At 64.8% G+C, this 15348-nt stretch carries 13 protein-coding genes and 1 pseudogene; 8 read left to right on the top strand and 6 right to left on the bottom strand.

Translation table 11 applies throughout. From position 1 onward, the window contains the following. Positions 1-65: 65 nt before the first annotated feature. From AWB78_RS11240 to proC, 5 genes are all read left to right on the top strand, one after another. The gene (locus AWB78_RS11240; RefSeq protein ID WP_062604653.1) at positions 66-1610 is read left to right on the top strand and encodes an FAD-linked oxidase C-terminal domain-containing protein; all 1545 of its coding nucleotides are present in this window, start codon (positions 66-68) and stop codon (positions 1608-1610) included. Positions 1611-1719: 109 nt separating this feature from the next. Continuing rightward, on the top strand, positions 1720-2808 hold the full coding sequence (gene glcE, locus AWB78_RS11235) for a glycolate oxidase subunit GlcE (RefSeq protein ID WP_062604652.1): 1089 nt from the start codon (positions 1720-1722) through the stop codon (positions 2806-2808). Between the two features lie 23 nt (positions 2809-2831). Further along, positions 2832-4058 carry a glycolate oxidase subunit GlcF gene (glcF, locus tag AWB78_RS11230; RefSeq protein WP_062604651.1) on the top strand — a complete coding sequence of 409 codons (1227 nt, stop codon included), beginning with the start codon at positions 2832-2834 and terminating at the stop codon, positions 4056-4058. A gap of 46 nt (positions 4059-4104) precedes the next feature. Beyond that, the gene (locus AWB78_RS11225; RefSeq protein WP_062604650.1) at positions 4105-4800 is read left to right on the top strand and encodes a YggS family pyridoxal phosphate-dependent enzyme; all 696 of its coding nucleotides are present in this window, start codon (positions 4105-4107) and stop codon (positions 4798-4800) included. A gap of 13 nt (positions 4801-4813) precedes the next feature. Beyond that, the gene (gene proC, locus AWB78_RS11220; RefSeq protein WP_062604649.1) at positions 4814-5626 is read left to right on the top strand and encodes a pyrroline-5-carboxylate reductase; all 813 of its coding nucleotides are present in this window, start codon (positions 4814-4816) and stop codon (positions 5624-5626) included. A gap of 73 nt (positions 5627-5699) precedes the next feature. Here proC and ubiA read toward each other — a convergent pair whose 3' ends face one another. From ubiA to recG, 6 genes and pseudogenes are all read right to left on the bottom strand, one after another. After that, the gene (gene ubiA / locus AWB78_RS11215; RefSeq protein ID WP_062604648.1) at positions 5700-6557 is read right to left on the bottom strand and encodes a 4-hydroxybenzoate octaprenyltransferase; all 858 of its coding nucleotides are present in this window, start codon (positions 6555-6557) and stop codon (positions 5700-5702) included. 113 nt (positions 6558-6670) lie between these two features. Further along, complete coding sequence (locus AWB78_RS11210; protein WP_062604766.1) at positions 6671-7159, bottom strand: Dps family protein; 489 nt, start codon at positions 7157-7159, stop codon at positions 6671-6673. A 179-nt stretch (positions 7160-7338) separates the two neighbouring features. Beyond that, entirely contained in the window at positions 7339-7491 is a 153-nt protein-coding gene (locus tag AWB78_RS46440) for a hypothetical protein (RefSeq protein WP_157697457.1), read from the bottom strand. Between the two features lie 33 nt (positions 7492-7524). Then, positions 7525-8996, bottom strand: a pseudogene (locus tag AWB78_RS11205) (catalase). A gap of 218 nt (positions 8997-9214) precedes the next feature. Further along, positions 9215-10174: a hydrogen peroxide-inducible genes activator gene (locus AWB78_RS11200; RefSeq protein WP_062604647.1), complete on the bottom strand. Its 960-nt coding sequence runs from the start codon at positions 10172-10174 to the stop codon at positions 9215-9217. A 121-nt stretch (positions 10175-10295) separates the two neighbouring features. Then, a complete protein-coding gene (gene recG / locus AWB78_RS11195) occupies positions 10296-12482 on the bottom strand; it encodes an ATP-dependent DNA helicase RecG (RefSeq protein WP_062604646.1) in 2187 nt (728 codons plus the stop codon). A gap of 83 nt (positions 12483-12565) precedes the next feature. Between recG and queA the strand changes: the two genes are divergently transcribed. From queA to yajC, 3 genes are all read left to right on the top strand, one after another. Continuing rightward, positions 12566-13612, top strand: a complete 1047-nt coding sequence (queA, locus tag AWB78_RS11190) for a tRNA preQ1(34) S-adenosylmethionine ribosyltransferase-isomerase QueA (protein ID WP_062604765.1) — start codon at positions 12566-12568, stop codon at positions 13610-13612. A 56-nt stretch (positions 13613-13668) separates the two neighbouring features. Next, positions 13669-14832, top strand: a complete 1164-nt coding sequence (gene tgt, locus AWB78_RS11185; RefSeq protein WP_062604645.1) for a tRNA guanosine(34) transglycosylase Tgt — start codon at positions 13669-13671, stop codon at positions 14830-14832. A 182-nt stretch (positions 14833-15014) separates the two neighbouring features. Continuing rightward, positions 15015-15344 carry a preprotein translocase subunit YajC gene (yajC, locus tag AWB78_RS11180; protein ID WP_062604644.1) on the top strand — a complete coding sequence of 110 codons (330 nt, stop codon included), beginning with the start codon at positions 15015-15017 and terminating at the stop codon, positions 15342-15344. Positions 15345-15348: the final 4 nt, after the last annotated feature.

The following is a 15348-nucleotide window of genomic DNA, read 5'->3' as shown; positions in this document are numbered from 1 at the left end:
AAGTCGCGCAAGATGGACGCAGGAAACAGGCGCCACGAACAGCGCAGGCATCAAGAGGAGAAGACATGAACGCACCCGACGAGCTCAAATCCGAGCAACGGTCGCCCAATCTGCCGCACGAAGAGGCACCCGAGCTGAGCGAAGAGCAACTCGCCGCGCGTCAGCGTGAAGTGGTGCAGGCATTGATGGCCGTGCTGCCGACGCATTGCCTGCTCTTTCGCGAGGAAGATACGGCCGCCTATGAGTGCGACGGCCTCGCCGCGTATCGCCGTCTGCCGCTCGCGGTCGCGTTGCCGGAAACCGAGGCGCAGGTGCAGCGCGTCGTGCAGATCTGCGCGCGCCTCGCCATTCCGATCGTGCCGCGCGGCGCGGGCACCGGCCTCTCCGGCGGTGCGATGCCGATTCGCCACGGCATCGTGCTGTCGCTCGCGCGCTTTCGCAAGATCATCGAAGTCGATCCGTACGCGCGGACCGCGACCGTGCAGCCCGGCGTACGCAACATCTCCATTTCGGAAGCGGCCGCGCCTTACGGCCTCTACTACGCGCCCGATCCGTCGTCGCAGATCGCGTGCACCATCGGCGGCAATGTGTCGGAAAACTCCGGCGGCGTGCACTGCCTGAAATACGGCCTCACCGTGCACAACGTCCTGCGCGTGCGCGCGGTGACGATGGACGGCGATGTCGTCGAGTTCGGCTCGCTCGGCCCCGACGCGCCCGGTCTCGATCTCCTCGCGGTGCTGATCGGCAGCGAAGGCATGTTCGCGATCGTCACCGAGATCACCGTCAAGCTGATCCCGAAGCCGCAGACGGCGCAAGTGATCATGGCGAGCTTCGACGATGTCGTGAAAGGCGGCAACGCGGTCGCGGCGATCATCGCGGCGGGCATCATCCCCGCCGGCCTCGAAATGATGGACAAACCCGCGACGCGCGCCGTCGAGGAATTCGTCAAGGCGGGCTACGACCTCGACGCCGCCGCGATCCTGCTGTGCGAATCCGACGGCACGCATGACGAAGTGGCCGAGGAAATCGTCCGCATGACGGCGGTCTTGCGTGAGCACGGCGCATCGCGCATCCAGATTTCGCGCTCCGAAGCCGAGCGGCTGAAGTTCTGGTCGGGCCGCAAGAATGCGTTTCCGGCGGCGGGCCGCATCTCGCCCGATTACTACTGCATGGACGGCACCGTGCCGCGGCGCTCGATCGGGCCGCTGCTCGCGCGCATCGAAGAGATGGAGAAGAAGTACGCGCTGCGCTGTATCAACGTGTTCCATGCCGGCGACGGCAACATGCATCCGCTGATTCTCTTCAACGGCAACGATCTCGACGAATGGCATCGCGCGGAGGCGTTCGGCTGCGACATCCTGGAATGCTGCGTCGAGCTGGGCGGCACGGTGACGGGCGAACATGGCGTGGGCATCGAAAAAATCAACTCGATGTGCGTGCAATTCTCGCCGGAAGAGCGCGACGCATTCTTTGCCGTGAAGCGCGCGTTCGATCCGCCCGGTCTGCTCAACCCCGACAAGGGCATCCCGACGCGCGCGCGCTGCGCCGAGTACGGCAAGATGCATATCCGGGGCGGGCTGTTGCCGCATCCCGAACTGCCGCGCTTCTGAGCGACGGATCGCGTTCCGCTATCCACGTTTCACCGAGTATTGCGCCCTTAAGCGGCCGGTACAATCGACCGGATAGTCCACCAGAAATCGAAATACGAGCGGGACACGAATGGAACAGGACGACATCGTCGCCGGCTGGTCGGAGAGGATCGCCCGGGCCACCGAAACCGGCACGCTGCTGCGCATCCGCGGCGGCGGCACGAAGGACTGGTACGGTCAGACGCTCCAGGGGGAGATCCTCGACACGCGCGCGTATCGCGGCATCATCGCCTACGATCCGGCCGAGCTGGTCATCACCGCGCGCGCCGGCACACCGCTTGCCGAAGTCGAAGCGGCGCTGCGGGAGCACAACCAGATGCTGCCGTTCGAGCCGCCGCACTTCGGGCGCAACGCCACGCTCGGCGGCTGCATCGCCGCGGGGCTCGCCGGGCCGCGCCGCGCCTGGACCGGCGCGCCGCGCGATTTCGTGCTCGGCGCGGTCGTAATGAACGGACACGGGCAAGTGCTGCATTTCGGCGGGCAAGTCGTGAAGAACGTCGCGGGCTACGACGTGTCGCGTCTTCTCGCCGGTTCGCTCGGCACACTCGGGCTGATTCTCGAACTCTCGATCAAGGTGCTGCCGCGCCCCGTCGCGGAAGCCACGCTGAAATTCGACATGCACGCCACCGATGGCGTGCGCAAGCTCAACGAATGGGGCGGCCATCCGTTGCCGATCTGCGGCAGCGCATGGCGCGACGGCACGCTCGCGCTGCGTCTCGCGGGCGCGGAAGCCGCCGTGAAGACCGCGCGCAACACGCTCGGCGGCGAAGTGGTGGATGCCGTCGAAGCCGACCGCTTCTGGATCGGCATGCGCGAACAGACCGACCCGTTCTTCGCGGTGATCGAGCCGCGCTCGGCGCTCTGGCGGCTCGCGTTGCCGTCGATCGCGGAGCCGCTGCATCTGCCGGGCGCGCAGCTGATGGAATGGGGCGGCGCGCAGCGCTGGTGGATCACCGACACCGATCCGCAGACCGTGCGCATCAGCGCGAAGCAGGCCGGCGGCCACGCGACGATCTTCCGCGCGGGCTCTGTCTACGATCGCAACGCGGGCGTGTTCACGCCGCTGCCCGCGCCGCTGATGAAGATTCATCGTGGATTGAAAGCCGCATTCGATCCGGCGCGCATCTTCAACCGCGCGCGTTTGTATCCCGACTTTTAGATTCCCGACTTCCAGGCGCTTCGATGCAAACCAATCTCGCCGAATTCATCCGCGGCACAGCCGATGGCGACGAAGCCGACGCCATCCTGCGCAAGTGCGTGCACTGCGGCTTCTGCACGGCGACCTGCCCCACCTATCAGTTGCTCGGCGACGAGCTCGACGGGCCGCGCGGGCGCATCTATCTGATGAAGCAGATGCTCGAAGGCGCGCCCGTCTCGCGCAGCACGCAACTGCATCTGGACCGCTGCCTCACCTGCCGCAATTGCGAAAGCACGTGCCCGTCGGGCGTGCAATACGGGCGGCTCGTCGAGATCGGACGCAAGATCGTCGAGGAGAAAGTCGAGCGGCCGATGCGGCATCGGCTGCAGCGCCGCTTTCTCGCGAGCTTCCTGCCGAACAGCACGCTCTTCACGCCCGCGATGAAGCTCGGCCAGCAGTTTCGCGGCATCCTTCCGCGCAAGCTGCGCGCGAAGATTCCGGTGCCCGAGCGGCCGCTCGTCGCGCCCACTAACAAGCACGAACGCAAGATGCTGATGCTCGCCGGCTGCGTGCAGCCCGCGATGATGCCGAACGTCAACACGGCAACAGCGCGCGTCTTCGATGCGCTCGGCATCGAAATCGTCACGGCGCCCAGCGCGGGCTGCTGCGGCGCGATCCGCCTGCATCTCGGCTACAACGACGACGCGCTCGATGACGTGCGCAACAACATCGACGCCTGGTGGCCGTATGTGGAAAGCGGCGTCGAGGCGATCGTGATGAACGCGTCCGGCTGCGGCGCGACCGTGAAGGAATACGCGCACCTGTTGCGCAACGATCCGAAGTACTCGGAGAAGGCGCAGAAGATCGTCGATCTGACGCGCGATCTCGCCGAAATCCTGCCGATGTACGAGGAAGAGCTCGTCGCGCTCGCGCGGCGGCGCGGCGTGCATACGGTCGCGTTTCATCCGCCGTGCACGTTGCAGCACGGTCAGCAGATTCGCGGACGCGTCGAGCATCTGCTGACCGCGCTCGGCCTCGAAGTGCGCCTGCCCGTCGATAGTCATCTCTGCTGCGGCTCGGCGGGCACGTATTCGGTCTTGCAGCCGAAGCTCTCGTACACGCTGCGCAACCAGAAGCTCGACCGGCTGGAGAAGCTGGAGCCGCAGATGATCGTGTCGGCGAATGTCGGCTGCATCGCGCATCTGCAAAGCGGCACCTCGACGCCCGTCACGCACTGGATTCAACTTCTGGAGCATCTCCTGTACGGGTGAAGCCGCTTCGTATAATGAGTGGCTCGAACGCCCTTGAAGCTTACGCATGTCCATCGCCCAACATCTCGAAGAAGTCCGGCAACGCATCGCGAAGGCCGCGCACGACGCGTCGCGCGATGCGTCGTCCGTGAAGTTGCTCGCCGTGTCGAAAACCTTTCCCGCCAGCGACGTGCGCGCCGCCTTCGACGCCGGCCAGCGCGCGTTCGGCGAGAACTACGTGCAGGAAGGCATCGCGAAGATCGCGGAACTCGCGGATCTGCGCGGCCAGATCGAATGGCATTTCATCGGGCCGCTGCAATCGAACAAGACGAAGGTCGTCGCCGAGCAGTTCGACTGGGTGCATTCCATCGATCGCCTGAAGATCGCCGAGCGTCTCTCCGCGCAGCGTCCCGAAGGCGCGCCCGCGCTCAATGTGTGCGTGCAGGTGAACGTGAGCGGCGAGGCGTCGAAGAGCGGCGTCGAACCGGACGAAGCCGTCGCGCTCGCGCATGCGGTTGCCGCCCTGCCCGGCCTGGCGCTACGCGGTCTGATGGCGATTCCCGAGCCCGCCGACACGCTCGATGCGCAGCGCGCGCCGCACGCGCGTCTGCGCGAACTGATGAACACCCTGCGCGCGGACGGCCTCGATCTCGACACGCTCTCGATGGGCATGTCCGCCGATCTCGAAGCCGCCGTGCTCGAAGGCGCGACGATGGTGCGCATCGGCACCGCGATATTCGGCGCGCGCAACTACACCACCTGACCTGACCTTCATCATGAAAATTGCATTCATCGGCGGCGGCAACATGGCCGCGGCGCTCATCGGCGGTCTCATCAAGCGCGGCACGGCGCCCGCCGACATTTATGCCATCGACATCAACGACGAAGCGCGCGAGCGCACCGCGCAGCAGTTCGGCATCGCGACGGGCGCGGCCGTCGACGCGACGCTCGCCGGCTACGACGCCATCGTGCTCGCCGTGAAGCCGCAAGTGCTCAAGGGCGTGGCCGAAGCGCTCGCGCCGCATCTGTCGAAGCAGACGGTCATCAGCATCGCGGCGGGCATCCGCGCGACGGACCTCTCGCGCTGGCTGAACGGCTACACGCAGATCGTGCGGACGATGCCGAACACGCCCGCGCTGATCGGCATGGGCGTGACGGGCCTCGCCGCGCTGCCCGGCGTGACCGATGCCGCGAAGTCACTCGCATCGCAGGTGCTGGAAGCGGTCGGCACGGCCGTCTGGTTCGACGACGAAGCGAAGCTCGACGCCGTCACCGCGATCTCCGGCAGCGGCCCGGCCTACGTGTTCTATTTCATCGAAGCGATGCAGGAAGCGGCGCGCCAGCTCGGCATGGATGAAGCGCAAGGCCGCGCGCTCGCCGTCGCGACGTTCACGGGCGCCGCGCAACTGGCGGCGCAATCGGGCGAGCCCGCGAGCGTGCTGCGCGAGCGCGTGACGTCGAAGGGCGGCACGACGGCGGCGGCGCTCGCCGCGTTCGACGCGCAAGGCGTGAAGGACGCGATCGTGCGCGGCGCGCTGGCGGCAGAGGCGCGTGCGAAAGAAATGGGCGATGAACTGGGCGCGGCCTGACGCGCGAATCGCCTCGCCATGTAAAAACGGCAGTTCATTGTGAACTGCCGTTTGTCTTTTCAGGCGCAAACTTTCAGTGGACCGCGTAATGCAGCGCGATGCCCGCGAACAGCATGCCGCCGAGCCAGTTGTTGTGCTTGAACGCGGCGAAGCACGCCATCCGCTCGCGGTTTCGGATCAGCCCGTAGTGATACACCGCGCAGCCCGCCGCCGCGAGCCAGCCGAGCCAGTACAACCAGCCGAAGCCGAGCGCGATGCCGATTCCCACGTAGATCGCGAGCGTCACCGCGTAGCAGAGCATCACGGCGAACACGTCGTAGCGGCCGAAAGTAAGCGCCGATGTGCGGATGCCGATCTTGATGTCGTCGTCGCGATCGACCATCGCGTATTCGGTGTCGTAGGCGACCGACCAGAACACGTTCGCGATCAGCATGATCCACGCGAGCATCGGCACATGGTCCTGAATAGCGGCGAAGGCCATCGGAATGCCGAAGCCGAACGCGATGCCGAGATACGCCTGCGGAATCGCGAAGAAACGCTTGGTGAACGGATACGTGCCCGCGACGAAAAGCGCGAACACCGACAGTTCCTTCGTGAGCGTGTTGAGCGGCAGGATCAGCAGGAACGCGACGAGCGAGAGCGCCGCGGCCAGCGCGACGGCTTCCCACGCCTTGATCCTGCCCGATGTGATGGGCCGCTCGGCGGTGCGCTTCACATGGCGATCGAAGTCGCGGTCGGCGTAATCGTTGATCGCGCAGCCCGCCGAGCGCATGAGAATCGTGCCGACGATGAAGATGACGAGCAGCATCGGCGACGGATGGCCGTCCGACGCGATCCACAACGCGTTGAGCGTCGGCCATAGAAGCAGCAGGCTGCCGATGGGCTTGTCGAGGCGCACGAGGCGCATGTAGAGCGGGAGTCGGGCGAACATGGAGGCAGGCAGGCGAAAAAACGCGATGCGGGTATTTTAGAACAGCGCGCGCGTACGTCCTGAAAAGCAAAAGCCCCGCTTCAAAGCGGGGCTTCTTCGATTCAAGCCGATGCTTAAGCCAGCATCGCGCGCAGCATCCACGCGGTCTTCTCGTGCGTCTGCATACGTTGCGTGAGCAGGTCGGCGGTCGGCTCGTCGTTCGCGGCTTCCGTCGCCGGGAAGATTTCGCGCGCCGTGCGCACCACCGCTTCCTGACCTTCCACCAGCTGGCGGATCATGTCTTCGGCGGCCGGCACGCCGTCCGCTTCCGGAATCGACGAGAGCTTCGCGAATTCCTTGTAGCTGCCCGGCGCATGCACGCCCAGCGCGCGGATACGTTCCGCGATCGAATCGACGGCGAGCGCAAGCTCGGTGTACTGCGTCTCGAACATCAGATGCAGCGTGTTGAACATCGGGCCGGTGACGTTCCAGTGAAAGTTATGGGTCTTCAGATACAGCGTGTATGTATCGGCCAGCAGCCGGGACAGGCCCTCGGCGATCTTCTTGCGGTCCTTGTCGCTGATGCCGATATTGACGGCAGGTGCAGTGCCTTTCTTCGCCATGATGACTCCGTGAGAGAGTGATTCGAACGGTGCGAACGCCGCGTGCATCGTGTTGCCGCGGGCGTTTCGAGCGCTCGACAGTTTATCGTAGAAACGGGGACGATTCATTTGCGGCACGGGCCTTCCGGACGCTCGCCGCTGCGCCTCGCTGCCTCCTTCCGCGCGCCGCCGGTTCACGCTCACGCGCCGACGACACCGCTCGCCACGACGAGCCCATACCCCGCCGCGACGATCCCGAACGCAATCGCGACACGCACGCCGCGTGAAGCCTGAAGGCTCGTCGCTTCGATATGCTCGACGGCCTCTGCAATGTGGTTCAACGCCTGAGACATGATGTTTTCTCCGTGTGTTTCGAAGCGCCGCTGTCAGAGAGCGGCGATGCTTTGCTCGTCGACGTGCTGGCCGAGCTGCGCGAGCGCATCGATGACGCCTTCCGCATAAGCCGGATCGACGCGGCGGAAGTGCCCGATCTGCCGCGCGACGATCTCGTTCGGCACGCCGTGGATGTGCCGCGCGATATTGCCGAAGAAGCGCTCGCGCTGCGCATCGTCGAAGAGCCTGAAAAGCGCGGCCGGCTGGCTGTAGTAATCGTCGTCCTCGCGATGGTCGTAGCGATACACCGTGCCGCCCGCGAGCGGCGGCTCGTTCGCGTTCGCGTCCTGCGCGAATTCGCCGTAGCGGTTCGGCTCGTAGTTCACGCGGCCGCCGAGATTGCCGTCGGTGCGCATCGCGCCATCGCGGTGAAACGAATTCGCAATCGGCGCACGCGGCGCGTTCACCGGAACCTGGTGATGGTTGATGCCGAGGCGATAGCGCTGCGCGTCGCCATACGAGAAGAGACGCCCCTGCAGCAGCCGGTCCGGCGAGAAGCCGATGCCCGGCACCACGTTCGCCGGCGTGAACGCGGCCTGCTCCACGTCCGCGAAGTAGTTCTGCGCATTGCGATTCAGCTCGATCACGCCGACATCGATCAGCGGATAGTCCTTGTGCGGCCACACTTTCGTGATGTCGAACGGATTGTCCGTCGACTTCGCGGCCTGCTCTTCGGTCATCACCTGAATGCGGAAATGCCAGCGCGGGAAATTGCCCTCGTCGATGTTTCCGACCAGATCGCGCTGCGCGCTTTCCCGGTCATTCGCGATGACGGCGGCGGCTTGCGCATCGGTGTAATGCTCGAGCGGCTGCTGCGACTTGAAGTGGAACTTCACGTAGAAGCGCTCGCCGTCCGCGTTGATGAACGAGAACGTGTGCGAGCCGAAGCCATGCATCTGCCGATAATTCTTCGGGATGCCGCGATCGCTCATGAGAATCGTCACCTGATGCAGCGATTCCGGATGACGCGACCAGAAGTCCCACGCCGCGACGTTGCTGCGCAGGTTCGTGTACGGATCGCGCTTTTGCGTGTGGATGAAGTCGAGGAATTTCAACGGATCGCGGATGAAGAACACCGGCGTGTTGTTGCCGACGACATCCCAGTTGCCCTCTTCCGTATACAACTTGATCGAGAAGCCGCGCACGTCGCGCTCGGCATCGGCCGCGCCGCGCTCGCCCGCGACGGTCGAGAGCGCATGAAGATCGGCGTTTCCTTGCCGATTTCGGCGAAGAGCTTCGCCTTGGTGTAGCGCGTGATGTCATGCGTCACGCGGAACGTGCCGAACGCGCCCGAGCCCTTCGCGTGGACGCGTCGCTCCGGAATCACTTCGCGGTCGAAATGCGCGAGCTTCTCCACGAGCCAGAAGTCCTGCAGCGTGACGGGGCCGCGCGGTCCCGCGGTCTGCGCGTTCTGGTTGTCACCGACGGGTGCGCCGGCGGCGGTCGTGAGTCGTTGGGTCGTCATCGTGATGCTCCTGTTTTTGAGGTATGGCTTGAGATGAATCCGGGTGGGAACGCGCTCAGGCGTCCTGGTCTCGTCGACCGATGGAGGAAAGCTTAACTATAACTATCGATATTTTTAATTCAATAAATTTTATCTATACGATAGGCGGAGTTTCGCGTAGGGAAATAAAAACGCGCGGCGCCCCGGAAACCGGGGGCCGCGCGTCTGCAAAGGAAAACTCAGTTCACCGCGACGGGCATATCGAGCTTTTTGACGCCCGGCAAATCGCAATTGGCGATCGCCTCGCAGATGGCGTCGATGGCGGGCAGGCGCGTGAAGCTCTTGCGCCACGCGAGCACGACGCGGCGATCCGGCACCGGTTCATCGAACGGCACGTAGCTGAGCAGGCCGGAATCGATGCCCGGCGCATGCGGCTTCACCTCGCTCACCGACATACGCGGAAGCACCGTGATGCCGACGCCGCTCGCGACCATATGGCGAATCGTCTCCAGCGACGAACCTTCGAAAGTCTTCTGGATGCCGTCCGCGTTCTGCGAGAAGCGCATGAGTTCCGGACACACGCCGAGCACATGATCGCGGAAGCAGTGACCGCTGCCGAGCAAAAGCATGGTTTCCTGCTTGAGATCGTCGGGATCGATCTTCGGGCGGTTTTCCCACGCGTGGCCGGACGGCATCGCGACGACGAACGGCTCGTCGTACAGCGCGCGCACCATGAGGCCGGTTTCGGGGAACGGCAGCGCCATGATCGCGACATCGATCTCGCCCTGCTTCAGGAGCTCGATCAGCTTGAGCGTGTAATTCTCCTGGAGCATTAGCGGCATCTGCGGGACCGCCTTGATCATCTGCTTGACGAGCGTCGGCAGCAGATACGGTCCGATCGTGTAGATGACGCCGAGACGCAGCGGTCCGACGAGCGGATCCTTGCCCTGCTTGGCGATTTCCTTGATGGCGAGCGTCTGTTCAAGCACGCGCTGCGCTTGCGTGACGATCTGCTCGCCGATCGGCGTCACGCTGACTTCGCTCGTGCCGCGCTCGAAGATCTGCACGTTGAGTTCGTCTTCGAGCTTCTTGATCGCCACCGACAGCGTCGGCTGGCTCACGAAGCACGCCTCGGCCGCGCGGCCAAAATGCCGTTCGCGCGCCACCGCGACGATGTACTTCAGTTCAGTGAGCGTCATTGGAGGCCAATGAAATACATTGATTCGATAGGTTTGACTTATACACCCGCCGCCCGTACTAGACAACAGCGGGCCGCGTGAGCCCAAATAGGGACCGACGAGACCCGCGCAAGTTCAGCCATCACGCCTTTAAATAATGCTCGCGCGCACCGAGCCAGCGCGCGAGATGGCGCGTGACGGCGTCGGGGAACGACCTGAGCATCTGGTCGGCGGCTTCGCGCGCGGGCTCGATCAGCCAGCCGTCGTTTTCGAGGCTCGCGAAACGCAGCATCGCCTCGCCCGATTGCCGCGCGCCGAGAAACTCGCCGGGGCCGCGGATTTCGAGGTCCCGCCGCGCGATCTCGAAGCCGTCGGTGGTTTCGCGCATGGTTTGCAGGCGCGCGCGGGCCGTCTGCGAAAGCGGATTCGAGTACATCAGCACGCAGACGGACGCCGCGCTGCCCCGCCCCACGCGCCCGCGCAACTGATGCAACTGCGCGAGCCCGAAGCGCTCCGCGTGCTCGATCACCATCAGCGACGCGTTGGGCACGTCGACGCCGACTTCGATCACCGTCGTCGCGACGAGCAGTTGCACTTCGTTTCGCGAGAACGCATCCATCACCGCGGCCTTCTCGGCGGGCGCGAGGCGTCCGTGCACCAGCCCGACGCGCAATTCCGGCAGCGCGGCGACGAGCGTTTCGTACGTCTCGACGGCCGTCTGAAGTTGCAGCGTCTCGCTCTCCTCGATCAGCGGACACACCCAATAGACCTGGCGCCCGGTCAGCGCCGCCTCGCGCACGCGGCCGATGATCTCGTCGCGCCTGCCGTCCGAGACCACTTTGGTCAGGATCGGCGTGCGGCCGGGCGGCAATTCGTCGATGGTCGAGACGTCGAGATCCGCGTAGTAGGTCATCGCGAGCGTGCGCGGGATCGGCGTGGCGGACATCATCAGCTGATGCGGCTGGAAGTCGGCACGGCCGTCCGCCGCGTTCAGCGCCTTGGCGCGCAATGCGAGCCGCTGCGCGACGCCGAAGCGATGCTGCTCGTCGACGATCACGAGCCCGAGGCGCGCGAACTCCACCGCATCCTGAATGATCGCGTGCGTGCCGATGATCAGTTGCGCCGTGCCGAGCGCCGCCGCTTCGAGCGCGGCGCGCTTTTCCTTCGCCTTGAGACTGCCCGCGAGCCACGCGACCGTGATGCCGAGCGGCTCGAGCCAGCCGCGCAGCTTGCGCGCGTGCTGCTCCGCGAGAATTTCGGTGGGCGCCATGAGCGCGGCCTGATAACCCGCGTCGATGGCCTGCGCCGCCGCCAGCGCCGCGACGATCGTCTTGCCGCTGCCGACATCGCCCTGAAGGAGACGCTGCATCGGATGCGCGAGCGTCAGTTCACCCGCGATTTCCGCGACCACGCGTTGCTGCGCGCCGGTCAGCGCGAACGGCAGCGCGCGCAGCAGACGCACGACGAGCGAGGCGTCGTCGTCGGGAAGGCGTCGCGGCATCGCGGGCGCGGCGCGCGTGCGCCGCTCCTCGTGCGCGCGCTTCAGCGACAGTTGCTGCGCGAGCAGTTCCTCGAACTTGATGCGCGTCCACGCCGGATGCGTGCCGTCGATGAGCGCGGTTTCGTCCGAATCCGCGCGCGGATGATGCAGCGTCCTGACGGCATCGAGCAGGCCGGGCACGTTCAGCGGCGCGAGATGCGCGCGCGCGATCGGCTCCGGCAGCAGTTCCGGCAGATCGACGCGCGTGATCGCGTTGTCGATCGCCTTGCGCAAGTAGGCCTGCGAGATGCCCGCCGTCGACGGATAAACGGGCGTGAGCGCCTGCGGCAGCGGCGTGCCGTCATCGACGGGGCGCACCGCCGGGTGCACCATTTCCAGCCCGAAGAAGCCGCCGCGCACGTCGCCGCGCACACGCAAACGCGTGCCGATCGCCATCTGCTTGACCTGCGAGCCGTAGAAGTTGAGAAAACGCAGCGTGAGCTCGTCGCCGGCGTCGTCGTGGATCTTGACGAGCAACTGGCGGCGCGGCCGATACGCGATCTCGTTGTCGAACACGACGCCTTCGGTCTGCGCGATATCGCCGGGAATCAGCTCACCGATGGGCGTGAGCGAGGTTTCGTCCTCGTAGCGCATCGGCAGATGCAGGACGAGATCGATGTCGGATTTGAGGCCGAGCTTGGCGAGCTTGTCCGCGGTCTTCACGACGGGCTTGGGCTTTTCCTCCGCTTTCGCCTTCTTGCGCGCCGGCGCGGCGGCACGCGGCGGTTCGCTTTCCTCCACGGTCAGCGGATCGGTCTGGGAAGCCGGGCGGCGGTCGGACAAGGGCATCGACTCTCTTCGCAAAGTACAATATGAGGTTTGTTCGGCGCGTTTGCGCCGTGTTCGCGTCCTGTTCGCGCTTCATTCACGCCATGTTCACGCTTTCCGATTTCGATTTTAATCTGCCGCCCGAGCTGATCGCGCAGAGTGCGCTCGCCGAGCGCAGCGCGAGCCGTCTGCTCGAAGTCGACAACGGCACGACTCCGGCCGCGCTCGTCGACCGGCGTTTCTCCGAACTGCCGGATCTGATCGAGTCCGGCGATCTGCTGGTCTTCAACGATACCAAAGTCCTCAAGGCGCGCTTCCTCGGCCAGAAAGCCAGCGGCGGGCGCGTGGAAGTGCTCGTCGAGCGCCTGACCGGCGCGACCACGGCGCTCGCGCAGATCCGCGCGAGCAAGAGCCCGACGCAAGGCAGCACGATCCGCCTCGCCGATGCGTTCGACGTGACCGTCGGCGAGCGCGTCGAGCCGTTCTACACGCTGCATTTTCCGGCTGAATGCCTGACGCTCATCGAGCAGCACGGGCGCTTGCCGCTGCCGCCGTACATCGAGCACGACGCCGACGCCTACGACGAAACGCGTTATCAGACCGTTTATGCGGCCAATCCCGGCGCGGTGGCCGCGCCGACCGCCGGCCTGCATTTCGACGACGCGCTCTTCGCCGAGCTCGATGCGCGCGGCGTCGAGCGCGCGACGCTCACGTTGCACGTCGGCGCGGGCACGTTCCAGCCGGTGCGCGTGGAAAACATCGCCGAACACAAGATGCACAGCGAGTGGTACGACCTGCCGCAATCGCTCGTCGACCGCATCGCGGCGGTGAAGGCGCGCGGCAACAAGGTGATCGCCGTCGGCACCACGTCGATGCGCGCGCTCGAAGCCGCCGCGCGCGACGCCGCCGTGGCGGGCCGCCCGCTCGCCGCGACGCAGGCCGAAACCGATATCTTCATCACGCCGGGCTACGAATTCCGCGTCGTCGACCGTCTCGTGACGAATTTCCATCTGCCCAAGTCCACGCTGCTGATGCTCGTTTCCGCGTTCGCGGGCATGGAGACGATCCGCGCTGCGTATCGTCACGCGATCGACGAGCGCTACCGCTTTTTCAGCTATGGCGACGCGATGCTGCTGACTCGCCAGAAATAAGTTTCTTCAACAACTTTTGCGCCGGACTGTTTTCCGGTTGCATCGGAGCTTCATTGATGACCGCTGGTCAATTTACCCCGCCCGAAAACGGGCTCAAGTTCGAATTGCTGACGACCGATGGCCAGGCGCGCCGCGGCCGTCTCACGCTCAATCACGGTGTCGTCGAGACGCCGATCTTCATGCCGGTCGGCACCTACGGCACCGTCAAGGCAATCCAGCCGCGCGAGCTCGAAGAAATTCGCGCACAGATCATCCTCGGCAACACGTTTCACCTGTGGCTGCGTCCCGGGCTGGAAGTCATCGGCGCGCACGGCGGCTTGCACAAGTTCATGGGCTGGAACCGTCCGATTCTCACGGACTCCGGCGGCTTTCAGGTCTTTTCGCTCGGCGATCTGCGCAAGATCACCGAAGATGGCGTCACGTTCGCTTCCCCGATCAACGGCGACAAGCTCTTCCTCTCGCCCGAAGTGTCGATGCAGATCCAGAAGGTGCTGAACTCCGACATCGTCATGCAGTTCGACGAGTGCACGCCCTACGCGACCAACGGCATCCCGACCTCGCACAAGGACGCCGCGGATTCCATGCGCATGTCGATGCGCTGGGCGAAGCGCTCCATCGACGAGTTCGGCCGCCTCGGCAATCCGAACGCGCTCTTCGGCATCGTCCAGGGCGGCATGTTCGAGGATCTGCGCGACGAATCGCTCGCGGGTCTGTCGGACATCGGTTTCCACGGCCTCGCTATCGGCGGTCTCTCGGTCGGCGAGCCGAAGGAAGACATGATGCGCGTGCTGAATCACATCGGCCCGAAGCTGCCCGCCGACAAGCCGCACTACCTGATGGGCGTCGGCACGCCGGAGGATCTCGTCGCGGGCGTCGCGGCGGGCGTCGACATGTTCGACTGCGTGATGCCCACGCGCAACGCGCGCAACGGCTGGCTCTTCACGCGTTTCGGCGATCTCAAGATCAAGAACGCGACACACAAGAACTCGATGAAGCCGCTCGACGAAAGCTGCACCTGCTACACGTGCCAGAACTTCACGCGCGGGTATCTGCATCATTTGCACCGCGTCGGCGAGATTCTGGGCGCGCAATTGAACACGATTCACAACCTGCACTATTACCTCCAGCTCATTGGCGAAGTGCGGGAATCGATCGAAAATCATACGTTCGAGGCGTTTCGCAAGACGTTCGCGAAGAACCGCGCGCGCGGCGTGGACTGAAAACGCGCGGCTTCGTTTCGCCAAGCTTTACAATCTGCTTTCTACCGCTTGCGGAAAATCCCGCGAACCGCCCGTAACGGCTTGATGACAAAGCGCATTCGGGCATTTAAGGACAAGTGCGGGTGGTAGAATGCCGGGCTGACTTCCAGTCATTATTTCGATGTAACAACGGAGAGACCAACGTGTCGTTCATTTCCAATGCCTTCGCACAAGGCGCAACCGGTGGTGGCGCGGAATCCCAGCTGATGAGCTTCCTGCCGCTCATCCTGATGTTCGCGGTGCTGTACTTCATCATGATCCGTCCGCAGATGAAGCGTCAGAAGGAGCATCGCAACATGCTCTCCGCCATGGCGAAGGGCGACGAAGTGGTGACGAACGGCGGCATCGTCGGCAAGATCACGAAGGTGTCGGATGCCTACGTCGGCGTGGAAATCGCCGAAGGCACCGAAATCACCATCCAGAAGGCGGCCGTGACGACCATTCTCCCGAAGGGCACGATCAAGTCGCTGTAAGGCC

The sequence above is a fragment of the Caballeronia calidae genome (assembly GCF_900044055.2).
Lineage (GTDB): Bacteria > Pseudomonadota > Gammaproteobacteria > Burkholderiales > Burkholderiaceae > Caballeronia > Caballeronia calidae.
This window is presented reverse-complemented; position numbering and strand designations above follow the sequence as displayed.